Annotated in this window: 13 protein-coding genes; 11 read left to right on the forward strand and 2 right to left on the reverse strand. The window is 66.9% G+C overall.

The window, feature by feature from the left end:
- Positions 1–7 precede the first annotated feature (7 nt).
- From atpB to ACS5PK_RS02770, 11 genes are all read left to right on the forward strand, one after another.
- Positions 8–886: a F0F1 ATP synthase subunit A gene (gene atpB, locus ACS5PK_RS02720; RefSeq protein ID WP_439438746.1), complete on the forward strand. Its 879-nt coding sequence runs from the start codon at positions 8–10 to the stop codon at positions 884–886.
- A 75-nt stretch (positions 887–961) separates the two neighbouring features.
- Positions 962–1210: a F0F1 ATP synthase subunit C gene (gene atpE / locus ACS5PK_RS02725; RefSeq protein ID WP_058933479.1), complete on the forward strand. Its 249-nt coding sequence runs from the start codon at positions 962–964 to the stop codon at positions 1208–1210.
- Between the two features lie 37 nt (positions 1211–1247).
- The gene (locus tag ACS5PK_RS02730; RefSeq protein ID WP_439438747.1) at positions 1248–1718 is read left to right on the forward strand and encodes a F0F1 ATP synthase subunit B; all 471 of its coding nucleotides are present in this window, start codon (positions 1248–1250) and stop codon (positions 1716–1718) included.
- A gap of 2 nt (positions 1719–1720) precedes the next feature.
- Positions 1721–2254 (forward strand): F0F1 ATP synthase subunit delta, encoded by a 534-nt coding sequence (locus tag ACS5PK_RS02735; protein ID WP_183105860.1) that lies wholly within the window; start codon positions 1721–1723, stop codon positions 2252–2254.
- An 85-nt stretch (positions 2255–2339) separates the two neighbouring features.
- Positions 2340–3893 carry a F0F1 ATP synthase subunit alpha gene (gene atpA, locus ACS5PK_RS02740; RefSeq protein WP_439438748.1) on the forward strand — a complete coding sequence of 518 codons (1554 nt, stop codon included), beginning with the start codon at positions 2340–2342 and terminating at the stop codon, positions 3891–3893.
- 55 nt (positions 3894–3948) lie between these two features.
- Entirely contained in the window at positions 3949–4821 is an 873-nt protein-coding gene (gene atpG, locus ACS5PK_RS02745) for a F0F1 ATP synthase subunit gamma (protein ID WP_439438749.1), read from the forward strand.
- Positions 4822–4869: 48 nt separating this feature from the next.
- The gene (gene atpD, locus ACS5PK_RS02750) at positions 4870–6282 is read left to right on the forward strand and encodes a F0F1 ATP synthase subunit beta (protein ID WP_439438750.1); all 1413 of its coding nucleotides are present in this window, start codon (positions 4870–4872) and stop codon (positions 6280–6282) included.
- 167 nt (positions 6283–6449) lie between these two features.
- Positions 6450–6866 carry a F0F1 ATP synthase subunit epsilon gene (locus tag ACS5PK_RS02755; RefSeq protein ID WP_347605046.1) on the forward strand — a complete coding sequence of 139 codons (417 nt, stop codon included), beginning with the start codon at positions 6450–6452 and terminating at the stop codon, positions 6864–6866.
- Between the two features lie 168 nt (positions 6867–7034).
- Complete coding sequence (locus tag ACS5PK_RS02760; RefSeq protein ID WP_439438751.1) at positions 7035–7904, forward strand: D-hexose-6-phosphate mutarotase; 870 nt, start codon at positions 7035–7037, stop codon at positions 7902–7904.
- A 72-nt stretch (positions 7905–7976) separates the two neighbouring features.
- On the forward strand, positions 7977–9065 hold the full coding sequence (hemE, locus tag ACS5PK_RS02765; protein WP_439438752.1) for a uroporphyrinogen decarboxylase: 1089 nt from the start codon (positions 7977–7979) through the stop codon (positions 9063–9065).
- A gap of 445 nt (positions 9066–9510) precedes the next feature.
- On the forward strand, positions 9511–11679 hold the full coding sequence (locus ACS5PK_RS02770; RefSeq protein WP_439438753.1) for a primosomal protein N': 2169 nt from the start codon (positions 9511–9513) through the stop codon (positions 11677–11679).
- Positions 11680–11697: 18 nt separating this feature from the next.
- Here ACS5PK_RS02770 and ACS5PK_RS02775 read toward each other — a convergent pair whose 3' ends face one another.
- Both ACS5PK_RS02775 and ACS5PK_RS02780 read right to left on the reverse strand, forming a co-directional pair.
- Positions 11698–14220 (reverse strand): alpha/beta hydrolase family protein, encoded by a 2523-nt coding sequence (locus ACS5PK_RS02775; protein ID WP_439438754.1) that lies wholly within the window; start codon positions 14218–14220, stop codon positions 11698–11700.
- A gap of 8 nt (positions 14221–14228) precedes the next feature.
- On the reverse strand, positions 14229–15191 hold the full coding sequence (locus ACS5PK_RS02780) for an AEC family transporter (protein WP_439438755.1): 963 nt from the start codon (positions 15189–15191) through the stop codon (positions 14229–14231).
- Positions 15192–15202 lie beyond the last annotated feature (11 nt).

A 15202-nucleotide genomic window follows, 5' to 3' on the forward strand; every position in this document is an offset into this window, starting at 1 on the left:
CCTGAACATGGCAGCAGAAGGACACGCGCCGACCGCAGGTGAGTACATCACTCACCACTTGCAGCACTGGCAGAAGAACTTTGCTCTGGTGGACCAGAAGCAGCAAGGCATCGTCGATTTCAGCGTCTTCAACCTGGACTCGCTGATCTATTCCGTCGTGCTGGGCTTCCTGGCCGTCTTTTTCCTGTGGCGTGCTGCCCGCAAGGCGACCTCCGGCGTGCCGGGCCGCTTCCAGGCTGCCGTCGAGATCCTGGTCGAGATGGTGGACAACCAGGCCAAGGGCGTGATCCACAACGAGAAGAGCCGCAAGCTCGTGGGCCCCGTCGCCCTGACCGTGTTCGTGTGGATCTTCTTCATGAATGCCATGGACATGCTGCCGGTCGACATGCTGCCCTGGATGTGGGGTGAGTACGTCGCCTCCACCGGCCATGACCCGCACCACGCCTACATGCGCGTCGTGCCCACGGCCGACCTGTCGACCACGCTGAGCATGTCCACCTTCGTGCTCATGCTCTGCCTGTTCTACAACATCAAGATCAAGGGCCTGGGCGGCTGGGGGCACGAGCTGATCTCCGCACCCTTTGGCGCTCACCCCGCGCTGTGGCCCTTCAACTTCGCCATGCAGATGATCGAGTTCCTGGCCAAGACCGTGTCCCACGGCATGCGTCTGTTCGGGAACATGTTCGCCGGCGAACTCGTGTTCATGCTGATCGCCCTGATGGGTGGCGGCTGGGCGCTGACGGGCACGGGCATCGGCCTGGCCATCGGCCATGTCATTGCCGGCACCGTCTGGACCCTGTTCCACATCCTCGTGATCGTGCTGCAGGCCTTCATCTTCATGATGCTGACGCTGATCTACATCGGCCAGGCCCATGACGCGCACTGATTGAAGACCTTCAGTCGGGCACCTCTTTCTTTCTCGTTTCCTTTCTTTCTTTTCTAACCTCTTCAGGAGCACAAAATGGAAAACATCCTCGGCCTCGTGGCACTGGCTTGCGGCATCATCGTTGGTCTGGGCGCTATCGGCGCTTCCATCGGCATCGCGCTGATGGGTGGCAAGTTCCTGGAGTCCTCCGCTCGCCAGCCCGAGCTGATGAACGAACTGCAAACCAAGATGTTCATTCTGGCCGGCCTGATCGACGCTGCCTTCCTGATCGGCGTCGCTATCGCTCTGCTGTTCGCCTTCGCAAACCCCTTCGTCCTGCGCTAATCCGCTCGAAACCTTTCACGACTGAAAGGATCGTGCCGTGAATATCAACGCAAGCCTTTTCATTCAGTGGATCCCGTTCGCAGTGCTCGTGTTCGTCACGATGCGCTTCATCTGGCCGCCGATCACCAAGGCCCTGGACGAGCGTGCAGGCAAGATCCGCGAGGGTCTGGCTGCCGCCGACAAGGCCAAGGCTGAGCTGGCCACCGCCAACAAGGCGGCCGATGAGCAACGGGCCATTGCGCGCAACGAGACCACCAAGCTGCTGGCTGACGCTGAAAAGCGCGCCGCTGCCATCGTGGACGAGGCCAAGAAGCGTGCTGAAGAAGAAGGCGCCAAGATCGTGGCCGCTGCCAAGGCGGAAGCCGAGCAGCAGGCCACCCGTGCCCGCGAGGCCCTGCGCGAGCAGGTCGCCGTGCTGGCCGTGAAGGGCGCCGAGCAAATTCTGCAGCGCGAGGTCAATGCCAGCGTGCACGCCGAATTGCTGGGCCGTCTGAAGACGGAGCTGTAATCATGGCTGAGCTCGCCACCATTGCACGCCCCTACGCTGAGGCGCTCTATCAGGTCGCGAAGAAGCACGATGTGAAGGCCTGGGGTCAGGCGCTTGATGCGCTGGCCCTGGTCGCACAGGATGCTGACCTGCGCTCGTTCGCCGACAACCCCAAGGTCACCGCCGAGCAGGTGTTCGTCATCATGACGGCCGCCGCCAAGCAGACCCTGGCACCGGAGCTGCAGAACTTCCTGCGCGCGGTGATCGACAACGGCCGCCTCTCGGCCCTGCCGGCAGTCGTGGAGCAGTTCCACGCGCTTGCCAATGCAGCTGCCGGCGTCGCCGATGCGCAGATCTTCAGTGCCTATCCGATCGAGCCGGCCCAGTTGGCGGACGTGGTCGCGACGCTGGAAAAGCGCTTCGGTCGCAAGCTCGAAGCCCATGTTCAGCTGGAGCCCGCTCTCATCGGCGGTATCCGGGTGGTGGTTGGCGATGAGGTGCTCGACACCTCCGTCAAGGCCCGCCTGGACCGCATGAAAGTGGCGCTCACCGCTTAAGCACCAGCGCGAAGACACCTTATCCGATTCATCCCTGTGTCACCCGCGCTCTGGCAACAGACGCCCGACCAGATGGGAGCAAGCAATGCAACTGAATCCTGCTGAAATTTCCGAACTGATCAAGAGCCGCATCGAGGGCCTGGGCAGCACGACGGACGTCCGTAACCAGGGCACCGTGGTGTCCGTGTCCGACGGCATCGTGCGCATCCACGGCCTGTCCGACGTGATGCAAGGCGAAATGCTGGAGTTCCCGGCTGACGCCAGCGGCCAACCCTCCGTCGGCCTGGCCCTGAACCTCGAGCGCGACTCCGTCGGCGCCGTGATCCTGGGTGGCTACGAGCACATCTCCGAAGGCGACACCGTGAAGTGCACGGGCCGCATCCTGGAAGTGCCCGTCGGCCCCGAGCTGATCGGCCGCGTGGTGAACGCCCTGGGCCAGCCCATCGACGGCAAGGGCCCGATCAACGCCAAGATGACGGACGTGATCGAGAAGGTCGCTCCCGGCGTGATCGCCCGCAAGTCCGTGGACCAGCCGGTGCAGACCGGCCTGAAGTCCATTGACTCGATGGTGCCCGTCGGCCGTGGCCAGCGCGAGCTGATCATCGGCGACCGCCAGACCGGCAAGACCGCCGTGGCCATCGACGCCATCATCAACCAGAAGGGTCAGAACATGACCTGCGTCTACGTCGCGATCGGCCAGAAGGCTTCGTCGATCAAGAACGTGGTGCGTGCTCTGGAACAGGCTGGCGCGATGGAATACACCATCGTCGTGGCTGCCTCGGCGTCTGAATCCGCTGCCATGCAGTACGTGTCGGCCTACTCCGGCTGCACGATGGGCGAGTACTTCCGTGACCGTGGCCAGGACGCCCTGATCGTTTACGACGATCTGTCCAAGCAGGCCGTGGCCTACCGCCAAGTGTCGCTGCTGCTGCGCCGCCCCCCGGGCCGCGAAGCGTTCCCCGGCGACGTGTTCTATCTCCACAGCCGTCTGCTGGAACGCGCCGCTCGCGTGAACGCCGACTACGTGGAAGCGTTCACCAAGGGTGAAGTGAAGGGCAAGACCGGTTCGCTGACCGCTCTCCCCATCATCGAAACCCAGGCCGGTGACGTGTCCGCCTTCGTTCCGACCAACGTGATCTCGATCACCGACGGTCAGATCTTCCTGGAAACCAACCTGTTCAACGCAGGTATCCGCCCCGCCATCAACGCCGGTATCTCGGTGTCGCGCGTGGGTGGTGCTGCCCAGACCAAGCTGATCAAGTCGCTGTCCGGCGGTATCCGTACCGACCTGGCCCAGTACCGTGAGCTGGCTGCCTTCGCGCAGTTCGCCTCCGACCTGGACGAAGCGACCCGCAAGCAGCTGGACCGCGGCGCCCGCGTGACCGAGCTGCTGAAGCAGGCCCAGTACTCGCCGCTGAGCATCAGCCTGATGGCTGCCACGCTGTACGCGGTGAACAAGGGCTTCATGGACAGCCTGGAAGTGAAGAAGGTCCTGGCCTTCGAACACGGTCTGCACCAGTTCCTGAAGACCAGCCACGCCGCTCTGCTGGCCAAGCTGGAAGCCGACAAGGCCATGGACAAGGACGCAGAAGCCGAGCTGAACGCCGCCATCACGACGTTCAAGAAGTCCTTCGCCTAAGCAACCATGACCGGGTGCGAACCTCGGTGAGCACCCGGCCCTAACAGGAGAAATCATGGCAGCAGGCAAGGAAATTCGCGGCAAGATCAAGTCGGTCGAGAACACCAAGAAGATCACCAAGGCCATGGAGATGGTCGCGGCATCCAAGATGCGCAAGGCGCAGGACCGGATGCGTGCGGCCCGTCCCTACAGCGACAAGATCGGCAACATCGCTGCCAATCTGTCCAAGGCCAACCCCGAGTACCAGCACGCCTTCATGGTCAGGAATGACCAGGCGAAGTCGGCCGGTTTCGTGGTGGTCACGACGGACAAGGGTCTGTGCGGCGGCTTGAACACCAATCTGTTGCGTGCGGTCACCACCAAGCTGAAGGACATCGAGTCCGCGGGTCAGAAGGCCGAGGTCGTTGCCATCGGCAACAAGGGCCTGGGCTTCATGAACCGCATCGGCGCCAAGGTCGTGGCCCATGCCACGCAGCTGGGCGACCAGCCGCACGTCGAGAAGCTGATCGGCCCCGTCAAGGTGCTGCTGGACAAGTACGCCGTCGGCGAGCTGTCCGCCGTCTACCTCTGCTACACCCGCTTCATCAACACGATGAAGCAGGAGCCGGTGGTGCAGCAACTGCTGCCCCTGTCGGCTGAGGACATGCAGACGGACCAGGCCTCGCACAGCTGGGACTACCTCTACGAGCCCGACGCCGCCACCGTCATCGACGAGCTGCTGGTGCGCTACACCGAGGCCCTGGTCTACCAGGCCGTCGCCGAGAACATGGCGTCCGAGCAATCGGCGCGCATGGTGGCCATGAAGGCCGCCACTGACAACGCAGGCACCCTGATCGGTGAGCTGAAGCTGGTCTACAACAAGACCCGCCAGGCCGCGATCACGAAGGAGCTGAGCGAGATCGTCAGCGGCGCCGCCGCCGTGGGCTGATCGCAGCAGACGCAGCAGCAAAAGTTTTGGAATTGAAGGAACGAAAAAATGGCTAACACTCAATCAGTGGGCAAGATCGTTCAGTGCATCGGCGCCGTGGTGGACGTGGAATTCCCGCGTGACCAGATGCCCAAGGTGTACGACGCCTTGAAGATGGAAGGTTCCGCCCTGACGCTGGAAGTTCAGCAGCAGCTGGGCGACGGCGTGGTGCGTACCATCGCCCTGGGTTCGTCCGACGGCCTGCGCCGCGGCACCGAGGTCTACAACACCGGCGACACCATCAAGGTGCCGGTGGGCAAGGCCACCCTGGGTCGCATCATGGACGTGCTGGGCAACCCCATCGACGAGCGTGGTGAGGTGTCCTCGGAGCTGACCGCTTCGATCCACCGTGCCGCTCCCTCGTACGACGAGCTGAGCCCCTCGCAGGACCTGCTGGAAACCGGCATCAAGGTGATCGACCTGATCTGCCCGTTCGCCAAGGGCGGCAAGGTGGGTCTGTTCGGTGGCGCCGGCGTGGGCAAGACCGTGAACATGATGGAGCTCATCAACAACATCGCCAAGGCTCACTCGGGCCTGTCGGTGTTCGCTGGTGTGGGCGAGCGTACCCGTGAGGGCAACGACTTCTATCACGAGATGGCCGATTCGGGCGTCGTGAACCTGGAGAACCTGGGCGAGTCCAAGGTGTCCATGGTCTACGGCCAGATGAACGAGCCCCCGGGCAACCGTCTGCGCGTGGCCCTGACCGGCCTGACCATCGCCGAGTCCTTCCGTGACGAAGGCCGTGACGTGCTGTTCTTCGTGGACAACATCTACCGCTACACCCTGGCCGGTACCGAAGTGTCCGCACTGCTGGGCCGCATGCCTTCCGCCGTGGGCTACCAGCCGACGCTGGCCGAGGAAATGGGCCGTCTGCAGGAGCGCATCACCTCGACCAAGGTCGGTTCGATCACCTCCATCCAGGCCGTGTACGTGCCTGCCGATGACTTGACCGACCCGTCCCCCGCCACGACCTTCGCCCACTTGGACGCCACCGTCGTGCTGTCGCGTGACATCGCCGCCCTGGGTATCTACCCCGCCGTGGATCCGCTGGACTCGACCTCGCGTCAAGTGGACCCGAACGTGGTCGGCGAAGAGCACTACACGACCACCCGCGCCGTCCAGCAAGTGCTGCAGCGCTACAAGGAACTGCGCGACATCATCGCGATCCTGGGCATGGACGAGCTGTCTCCCGAAGACAAGCTGGCCGTGGCCCGCGCTCGCAAGATCCAGCGTTTCCTGTCGCAGCCCTTCCACGTGGCCGAAGTGTTCACCGGCTCGCCCGGCAAGTACGTGCCCCTGAAGGAAACCATCCGCGGCTTCAAGATGATTGTGGCTGGCGAGTGCGATCACCTGCCGGAGCAGGCGTTCTACATGGTCGGGACCATCGACGAAGCCTTCGAAAAAGCGAAGAAGCTGCAGTAAGACTTCGCATACGACGCGCTGGCGTCGTTGCCGTGCTCGCCGGACTCGCAGTCTGGCTGTGCGTGGCGCCTAGCCAGCGCGCCGTCTGCTCGCTTCCTGCAGCTTCTTACTCGTGATGAAGACCGGGAAGCAGACTTACTTCAACTTCAACGCTAGAAAGATTGAACATGGCAACCATTCATGTTGACGTGGTGTCCGCCGAGGAGAGCATCTTCTCGGGCGAGGCCAAGTTCGTCGCGTTGCCGGGTGAAGGTGGTGAGCTGGGCATCCTGCCGCAGCACACGCCGCTGATCACCCGCATCAAGCCCGGCGCGGTGCGCATCCAGCGTGCTGACAACGGCCAGGAAGAGTTCGTGTTCGTGGCCGGTGGCATTCTGGAAGTGCAGCCGAACCGCGTGACCGTGCTGGCTGACACCGCCATCCGCGGCAAGGACCTGGACGAAGCCAAGGCCACCGAGGCCAAGAAGCTGGCCGAGGAAGCGATGAAGAACGCCAAGAGCGACATCGACTTCGCCAAGGCACAAGGCGAATTCGCAGCCATGGCCGCCCAGATCGCCGCCCTGCGCAAGTTCCGCAAGAAGTGAGGCCCGCCGCCTTCAGCGAGCCTGCGGGTTGCTGAACGGCGGTTCTCTACCGGCGCCCGCCGACGCAAGTCCGGCGGGCGTTGTCTTTTCCCTCGCCCGATTTCAGCCGATTTCAGCTGAAGCGCTCCGGCGCTCCGCAGCGTCCCACGCCATCCACAGGTTTCCGCCATGCCAACGCCCATCGCCCTGACCCGCCACCACGGCCTCGAAGCCCTGGAACTCGTCGCGCCCGATGGCGCCCGCGCGGTCCTGCTGCTGCATGGCGCGCACCTGACTTCCTGGATCCCCGCGGGTGGGGAGGAGCAGCTGTACCTCTCGCCCCGCAGCGCCTTCGCCACAGGCCAGGCCATCCGCGGTGGCGTGCCGCTGATCTTTCCGCAGTTCAGCGCGCGCGGCCCGCTGATGCGCCATGGCTTCGCCCGCACCAAGCCCTGGCAGTTGCTGCAGGCCGAGCAGGGCGCCGATGACGCCCTCGCCGTGCTGCAGCTCACCGACGACGCCGCCACGCGCATGGTCTGGCCGCATGCCTTCTCGGCCGAGCTGTCGGTGCGAGTCAGTGACCAGAGCCTGGACATCGAGCTGGCCGTCGAGAACACCGGCGACACCGCCTTCGACTTCACCGCCGCCCTGCACACCTATCTGCGCACCGGCGCCCTGGACGCCACCAGCCTGCGCGGCCTGGCCGGCCTGCACTACTGGGACCAGGTGAAGAACGCCGAGCAGTTGCAGCGCAGCGACCTGGTCCTGCCCGGCAGCCCCGGCTGCGAGGACCTGGACCGGATCTACTACCAGGTGAAGACGCCGCTGCAGCTGATCGACGAATCTGGTCCGCAACGGCGCGCCCTGGACCTCCAGCAGCAGGGCTTTGAGGACACCGTGGTCTGGAACCCGGGCGCCGCCAAGTGCGCGCAGCTGGCCGACATGCCGGCCGAGGGCTACCAGCAGTTCCTGTGCATCGAAGCCGCCGCCATCGAGCGGCCGGTGGCGCTGCAGCCGGGCGAGGTCTGGAGCGGTATGCAGAGCCTGCGCCTGGGCTGAGAGCACACCGGCTCGCGTCTTCTTGATCCAGCCCCGGCATGACCTGGCTCAAGCCGCCGATAATGCCCGCCCATGAGCGCTCCCCTGCAAAACGACACCTTCCTGCGCGCCTGCTTGCGCCAGCCCACCGACTACACGCCCGTCTGGCTGATGCGCCAGGCTGGCCGCTACCTGCCCGAGTACCGCGACACCCGCGCCCAGGCCGGCAGCTTCATGGGCCTGGCCACCAACACGGACTACGCTACCGAGGTCACGCTGCAGCCCCTGGAGCGCTATCCCCTGGATGCCGCCATCCTCTTCAGCGACATCCTCACCGTGCCCGATGCCATGGGCCTGGGCCTGTCCTTCCAGCAGGGCGAGGGCCCCAAGTTCGCCAAGGTCGTGCGTGATGAGGCCGCCGTGGCCGCGCTGGCCGTGCCAGACATGGACAAGCTGCGCTACGTCTTCGACGCCGTCAGCTCCATCCGCAAGGCGCTCAACGGCCGCGTGCCCCTGATCGGCTTCTCGGGCAGCCCCTGGACCCTGGCCTGTTACATGGTCGAAGGCGGTGGCTCGGACGACTACTGCCAGGTCAAGGCGCTGATGTACAGCCGCCCGGACCTGATGCACCGCATCCTGCAGGTCAATGCCGATGCCGTAGCCCAGTACCTCAACACCCAGATCGAAGCGGGCGCGCAGGCCGTGATGGTCTTTGACTCCTGGGGCGGCGTTCTGGCGGACGGCATGTTCCAGGAATTCAGCCTGGCCTATTCGCGCCGGGTGCTGGCCCAGGTCAAGACCGAACACGAGGGCCAACGCATCCCGCGAATCCTCTTCACCAAAGGCGGCGCCCTGTGGCTGGACGAGATCGCCGAAGCCGGTGCCGACGTGGTCGGCCTGGACTGGACGGCCAATCTGGCCAAGGCTCGCGCCCAGGTGCAGGACCGCGTCGCCCTGCAAGGCAATCTGGATCCCAACGTGCTGTTCGCGCCGCCTGAGGCCATCCGTGCCCAGGTGCGCCGTGTGCTGGACAGCTTTGGCCGTCCGCAGCGGCCTGATGGCGGCTGGGGCGGGCACGTCTTCAACCTCGGCCACGGCATCAGCCAGTTCACCCCGCCGGAGCATGTGTTGCATCTGGTCGATGAAGTCCATCAGCACTCGCGCCGCCTGCGCCAGGCCTGAACGCGCAGCGCTGCGCAAGAAGGGTGGGTTGCGGCGGGCTGAGCCGCCCGGTCCAAGGCCGGCGCAATGCCGGAACGTCGGCTGTCCCCTGCAGGTGAATGGCAACACTGAGCGCCGTGAACTCTGCACAGTAAGTAGACACTTATCCCCAAAAAGAGGAGATGCGTTTCAGCTTGTGGCAATTGCTGCGGCGCATCTCGGGGTTTCCACGATTGTCGTGTAAGTGCTTGATTTTATTGGCGGGAAACAGTTCGCAGCGCGAATCTGGCGGGAATGACGCGACGCAGCAGGCCGCGTCAACAGCCAGTGGGAGCCGCACGCGCCGCTTCTTTTGCACAAAGTTATCCACAGGCTGGTGGCGGCAGGTGCGAAGAGCCAGGACGAATCAAGCAGTTAGCGAAGATTTCGAGGGCAGACATGCAGAAACGGTGGCAAGTGCGACGGGATGTACGGGGCCTGGGCCCGGCCCTCGCCTGGGCGGCCGCACGGCCGCTGGAGGCGTACCTTGAGCACGGCTGACGGGCCCTTGGCGCTACACCGCCTCCTGGTGGCCGTGGATGCGCCGCAGCACAGCGGCCTCAGCGAGCCGCTGAGCTACCGCGCCCCGCAGGCCTGGCCACCGGGCACCCTGCTGCAGGTGCCCCTGGGCAAGCGGGAACTGCTGGGCCTGGTCTGGGACGAGCCCCAGAGGCAAGACCTGACTCCCGGGGGCCAGATCTTGCCTGACGAGGCGCTGCGCGAGGTGGGCGAGGTGCTGGACGCCTTGCCGCCGCTCTCGGCCTCCTGGCGCCGCCTGGTCGAGTTTGCCGCGCAGTACTACCAGCGCGCCATTGGCGAACTGGCGCTGTCGGTGCTGCCACCGCAGCTGCGCGAGGTCACGGCCAAGCAGTTGCAGGCCAAGCTCAAGAAGCTGGCCAAGCTGCCTGCGCCGCCGGCGCCCACGGCGCCGCCGCTGATGCCCGTGCTCAGCGAGGCGCAGCAGGCCGCGCTGGCGCAGTTGGACAGCATGCTGCAGGCGCCTCCCGAGGCGGCCGCGCCCACGCCCGTCCTGCTCTACGGCGTGACCGGCAGTGGCAAGACCGAGGTCTACCTGCGCGCCGCTGAGCAGGCCCTGGCCCAGGGGCGGCAGGTGCTGGTGCTGGTGCCGGAGATCAACCTGACGCCGCAACTGGAAGCCCGTTTCGCCGAGCGTTTCGCCGGGCGGCGCATCGTGTCCCTGCACAGCGGCCTCACGCCTGCTCAGCGCCTGCAGAACTGGCTGGCCGCCCATCTGGGGCAGGCGGAGCTGATCCTGGGGACGCGGCTGGCGGTCTTCGCCTCGCTGCCGCGCCTGGGCCTGATCGCCGTCGACGAGGAGCACGACCCCAGCTACAAGCAGCAGGACGGCGCCCGCTACTCGGCCCGCGACCTGGCGGTCTACCGCGCACGGCTGGAAAAGGTGCCGGTGATCCTGGGCTCGGCGACACCCTCGCTGGAGAGCTGGCAGCACGCCAACACCGGCCGCTACCAGCGCCTGGTGATGCCCCAGCGCATCGGCGGTGGCGCCATGCCGCGGGTGCGCATCTTCGACATGAACACCCTGGCCCGCACCAAGGGCGTGACCACCGCCCTGACCGCGCCGCTGCTGGAGGCTCTGCGCCAGCGCCTCGCGCGCGGCGAGCAGAGCCTGGTCTTTCTCAACCGCCGCGGCTACGCCCCCGTGCTGCATTGCGGCGAGTGCAACTGGAAGAGCGACTGCCCGCATTGCAGCGCCTGGCGCGTCTTTCACAAAGGCGACCGCAGCCTGCGCTGCCATCACTGTGGCTTTGCCGAGCGCGTCCCCTTGGCCTGCCCGACCTGCGGCAACCTGGACATCGCGCCCCTGGGCCGAGGCACCGAGCGCCTGGAGGAGCAGCTGGCTGAAAGCCTGCCCGGCGCGCGCGTGGCACGCATCGATGCGGATTCCACCAGGCACAAGGGTCAGCTGGAAGAGCAGCTCGGCGCCGTGCATGCGGGCGAGGTGGACATCCTCGTCGGCACGCAGATGATCACCAAGGGTCACGACTTCCGCCGCATCACGCTGGTGGCCGCGGTGAACCCGGACGGCGCGCTCTTTTCCAGCGATTTCCGCGCACCCGAGCGGCTCTTCGCGCTGCTGATGCAGGCCGCCGGCCGCGCGGGGCGTGACGCCGAGGTGGCTGCGCGCAGCGAGATGTGGGTGCAGACCTGGCACCCGCAGCACGCCCTCTACCTGGCCCTGCAGCGGCATGACTACGAGTTTTTTGCGGCCAGCCAGCTCGCCGAGCGCGAGTCCGCCGCGCTGCCGCCCTTCTCGCACCTGGCGCTGATGCGGGCCGAGGCGCGCACGGCCGAGGGCGCGCAAGCCTTCCTCGATGCGGCGGCCGCGCTGGCCCAGGCGCTGCCCGATGCGCAGCAAGCCCTGATCTACCCGCCGGTGCCCATGAGCGTGGCCCGCGTGGCCGATGTGGAGCGCTTCCAGATGCTCATCGAATGCGGCCAGCGCTCGGTCCTGCAGCGTCTGCTGTGGCACTGGCTGCCCCAGCTGCAGGCCCTCAAGCGCGAGCACCGCGGCGTGCTGCGCTGGGCCATCGACGTCGACCCGCTGGCGATCTGAGGCCCGCCTGCCGTGCTCTCAGCGCGGCGCCGAGGCCCGACCCTCGCGCGGCTCCCGGCTGTCGCGCGGGTCGCCCAGCCAGGTCTTGAGCCAGCGGCTCATCTCCCACTGCACATGGCCGGCGGACTCGCGTGCGCCATAGCCGTGGGACTCCAGCGGCAGCATCGTGAGGCGCACCGTGCCGCCCAGGCCGGACAGGGCGTGGTAAAGCCGCTCGCTCTGCAGCGGCGGCGTGCCCGCATTGCCGTCCTGCTCGCCGTGAAGCAGCAGCAGGGGCTCCTTGATCTGCGGTGCGTAGAGCAGGGGCGAGAGGTTGAGGTAGACCTCCCTGGCGTCCCAGATGGAGCGGCGCTCGCTCTGGAAGCCGAAGGGTGTCAGCGTGCGGTTGTAGGCCCCGCTGCGGGCGATGCCGGCCTTGAAGAGGTCGGTGTGGGCCAGCAGGTTGACGGCCATGAAGGCGCCGTAGCTGTGGCCGCCCACGGCCATGCGCTTCGGGTCGGACACGCCCAAGTCATCGGCCTTGTCGATGATGGCGCGGGCGTTCATGGTGATCTGCTCGATGAAGCCGTCGTTGACCGTCTTGAGGTCGCCCACGATGGGCATGTGGGCGTCGTAGAGCACCACGAAGCCGTCCAGCAGCAAGGCCAGGGGGCTGATGCCGTTGAAGCTCAGGAAGCGGTTGCTGGCACCGCTGACCTGGCTGGCAATGGAGGCGTCGCTGTACTCCAGCGGATAGGCCCAGACCAGGGTGGGGCGGCGTTCGCCTTCCTTGTAGTCGGGCGGCAGGTACATCCAGAAGGACATGTCCACGCCGTCGGCGCGCTTGAAGCTGACGAACTCGCGGCGGATCCTGCGCAGCTGCGGCGTGTTGTCCTTCAGGCGCGTCAGGGGCTGCAGGCTGTTGCCGGAGGCCAGTTCGCGCAAAGCGAGGTTGGGCGGCTCGCCGGCGCTCTCGCGGTTCAGCAGCAATTGCCGGCCGCCATCCAGCACGGCCAGGGGCGTCTCGTAACTGCCCTCGGGGGACTGGAACAGGCGCTGCGCGCTGAGGTCCCGCAGCGAGAAACGGTCCAGGAAGGGGCGGTCGCCCCTGGGACTGGCGCCGGGGCCGCTCAGCAGGAGGTCGCCATTGAGGGTCTGCACGACCAGATGGCCGTTGGGCAGCATGCGCATCAGGGGGCTGCCGGGGTGGCGGAAGCGCTCGCGCTGGCTGAACTCGAACAGGGGCTTGCTCTGCGTGCCCTTGAGCGGCAGCAGGTAGCTGCGCTGCCAGGCACGCTGGCGGTCGACCTCGGTCAGCAGGGCGTTCTGGCCGTCGTCCAGGAACTGCAGGCGCGAGAAGCGGTGCGGCATGCGCTGCACCTCCAGGGCCTCGCCGGTGAAGGGTGGGTCCAGGCGCATGAGGCGGTCGCGGAAGGCCACGCGCTGCGCCGGGTTGCCGCCGTCCAGGGCCTCGATCCAGTAGACGGCCGCGTCCCGGGTCGGCGAGGCGTAGAACACGCGCGGCCCGGGCAGCACGCCGTCGATGGTTACGCCGCTCTTGAGGGGCATGCGCGCCAGCTCACGGACCAGCTTGCCGTCGCGCTGGCGCACCTCGACGATGGTCGGGAAATCATCCCAGGGCAGGCGGTAGCTGAAGGGGCGGCTGATGCGCTCGGTCAGCAGGTACTGGCCCTCGCCCACGCTGCTGACGCTGCTGTAGAGCTGGGCGGGGCCCAGGTCGCGGCTGGCACCGCTGGCGAGGTCCACCCAGGTCAGCACCGAGCGGGCGTGGTGCTCGAAGAGGGCCTCGTCCTGTGGGCTGCGCAGCAGGTCCGGATGGGTGCGCTCGGGCGAAGCCAGGCCGCGGCTTTCCTCGCTGACGGGCTGTGGCGGCAGGCGCGGCGGCGGGCCGCGGTGGTCGGGGACGCTCAGCACGACCAGCTCGCGCGGGTTGAGCCAGGCCTTCTCGCCCTGGGCCAGTACCTCGTTGAGCCGCAGGCCCTGGATGGGGCGCACGGTGGCGCTGGCGGTGTCGCCCACCCACAGCTCGTTGGCGCGCTCCATGCGGCGTTCGATCAGGAAGCGCTGGCCATCCGGCGCCCAGGTGAAGTCATGCCACAGGCCGCCCGCAGGCAGCTCGACCACGCGCTCCGGTGCATCCGGCTGCAGCAGGGCGCGCAGGCGCAGGCGCTGGATGGCGGGCAGGCCTGGCGCAACACCGCTGCCGGCATCGAATCGGGTGCCGGCCAGGTGCAGGGTGGGGCGCTGCAGATCCTCGATGGTGGAGAAGCGGCGCGTCTCGATCAGGGCCAGCTGCTGGCGGTCTGGCGAGGGCAGCAGGCGCGGCAGGGGGGCGGTGTCCAGCAGCTCGCGCACGGCGGCCGAGGGCTGCTGGTAGCCGGCCGCCGAAGCGTTCGCGGGAAGCAGGGTGCAGGCAATCAGCAGGCTGGGCAGGACGGTGGCAAGTAGGCGCATGGCGGCGGGGCCCGGAGGCCGGCGCGGGATCGGATGCCGCGCACGATAGCGCAGGCGGCTGACGACCGTGCCCACGGACGTTCCCATGGTCACGCTCATGGCTGCGGCACCAGCCAGGTGGCCAGGCCGCTGAAGCTGAAGAAGGCGATCACGGTGGAGGCCATGATGATGCGGGCGATGCGGCCGTTGTCCGCCCCGTAGCGCTCGGCCAGCAGGGAGACGTTGCTGGCGCTGGGCAGGGCCGCGGCCAGCACCAGCACGTGCAGCTGGAAGGGGCTGAGGTCCAGGCCCATCCTGACCGCGGTGGCGCCCAGCAGCAGCACCAGGGTCGGATGGCCGAAAAGCTTGATGAGGGCGACGGGCAGGTAGCGTTCCGGCGGCGTCCGGGTGTGGGCATGCTGGCCGGCGCGCCACAACACCGCGCCGATGGTGAACAGGGCCACCGGCGAGGCGGCGTCGCCCAGCATCCTGACCACGGTCATGAGCATGGGCGGCAAGGCGTAGCCGCTGACCGAGCTCAGCGCGCCCAGCGCGATGGCCCAGGGCAGGGGATTGGACAGCGCCCCCTTGAGCGCCTGCCCCAGGGCCACGCGCCAGTGGCTGCCGCCGGCATCGTGCGCCCGGGCCAGGGCGATGCACAGGGAGCTGGTGACGATGAGGTCGGCCAGGATGGTGCAGATCACCGGCGCAGCAGCAGCCTGCCCCATCAGCGCCACCAGCAGCGGCACGCCCATGAAGCCGGTGTTGGGGAAGGCAGCGACCAGGGCGCCGAAGGAGGCATCCTTGAGGTGGGTGACGTCGTCCAGCGTCAGGAACAGGGTCACGCCCACGATGAGCAGAGCCGAGGCCAGATACACCACCAGCACGGCAGGGCTCAGCAGCTCCAGCAGCGGGGTGCTCGCGCCGAAGCGGAACAGCATGCAGGGCAGGGCGAAGAAGAGCACGAAGGTGTTGAGACCCGGGATGGCGCTTTCCGCCAGCAGCCCCTGGCGTGCGGCCAGATAGCCGCAAAGCACCAGGGCGAAAAAGGGCACGGTGACGGCGATGACGGCTTGCATGAGGCGCGAGT

It is taken from the genome of Roseateles sp. DB2, assembly GCF_051857535.1.
Lineage (GTDB): Bacteria > Pseudomonadota > Gammaproteobacteria > Burkholderiales > Burkholderiaceae_C > Roseateles_B.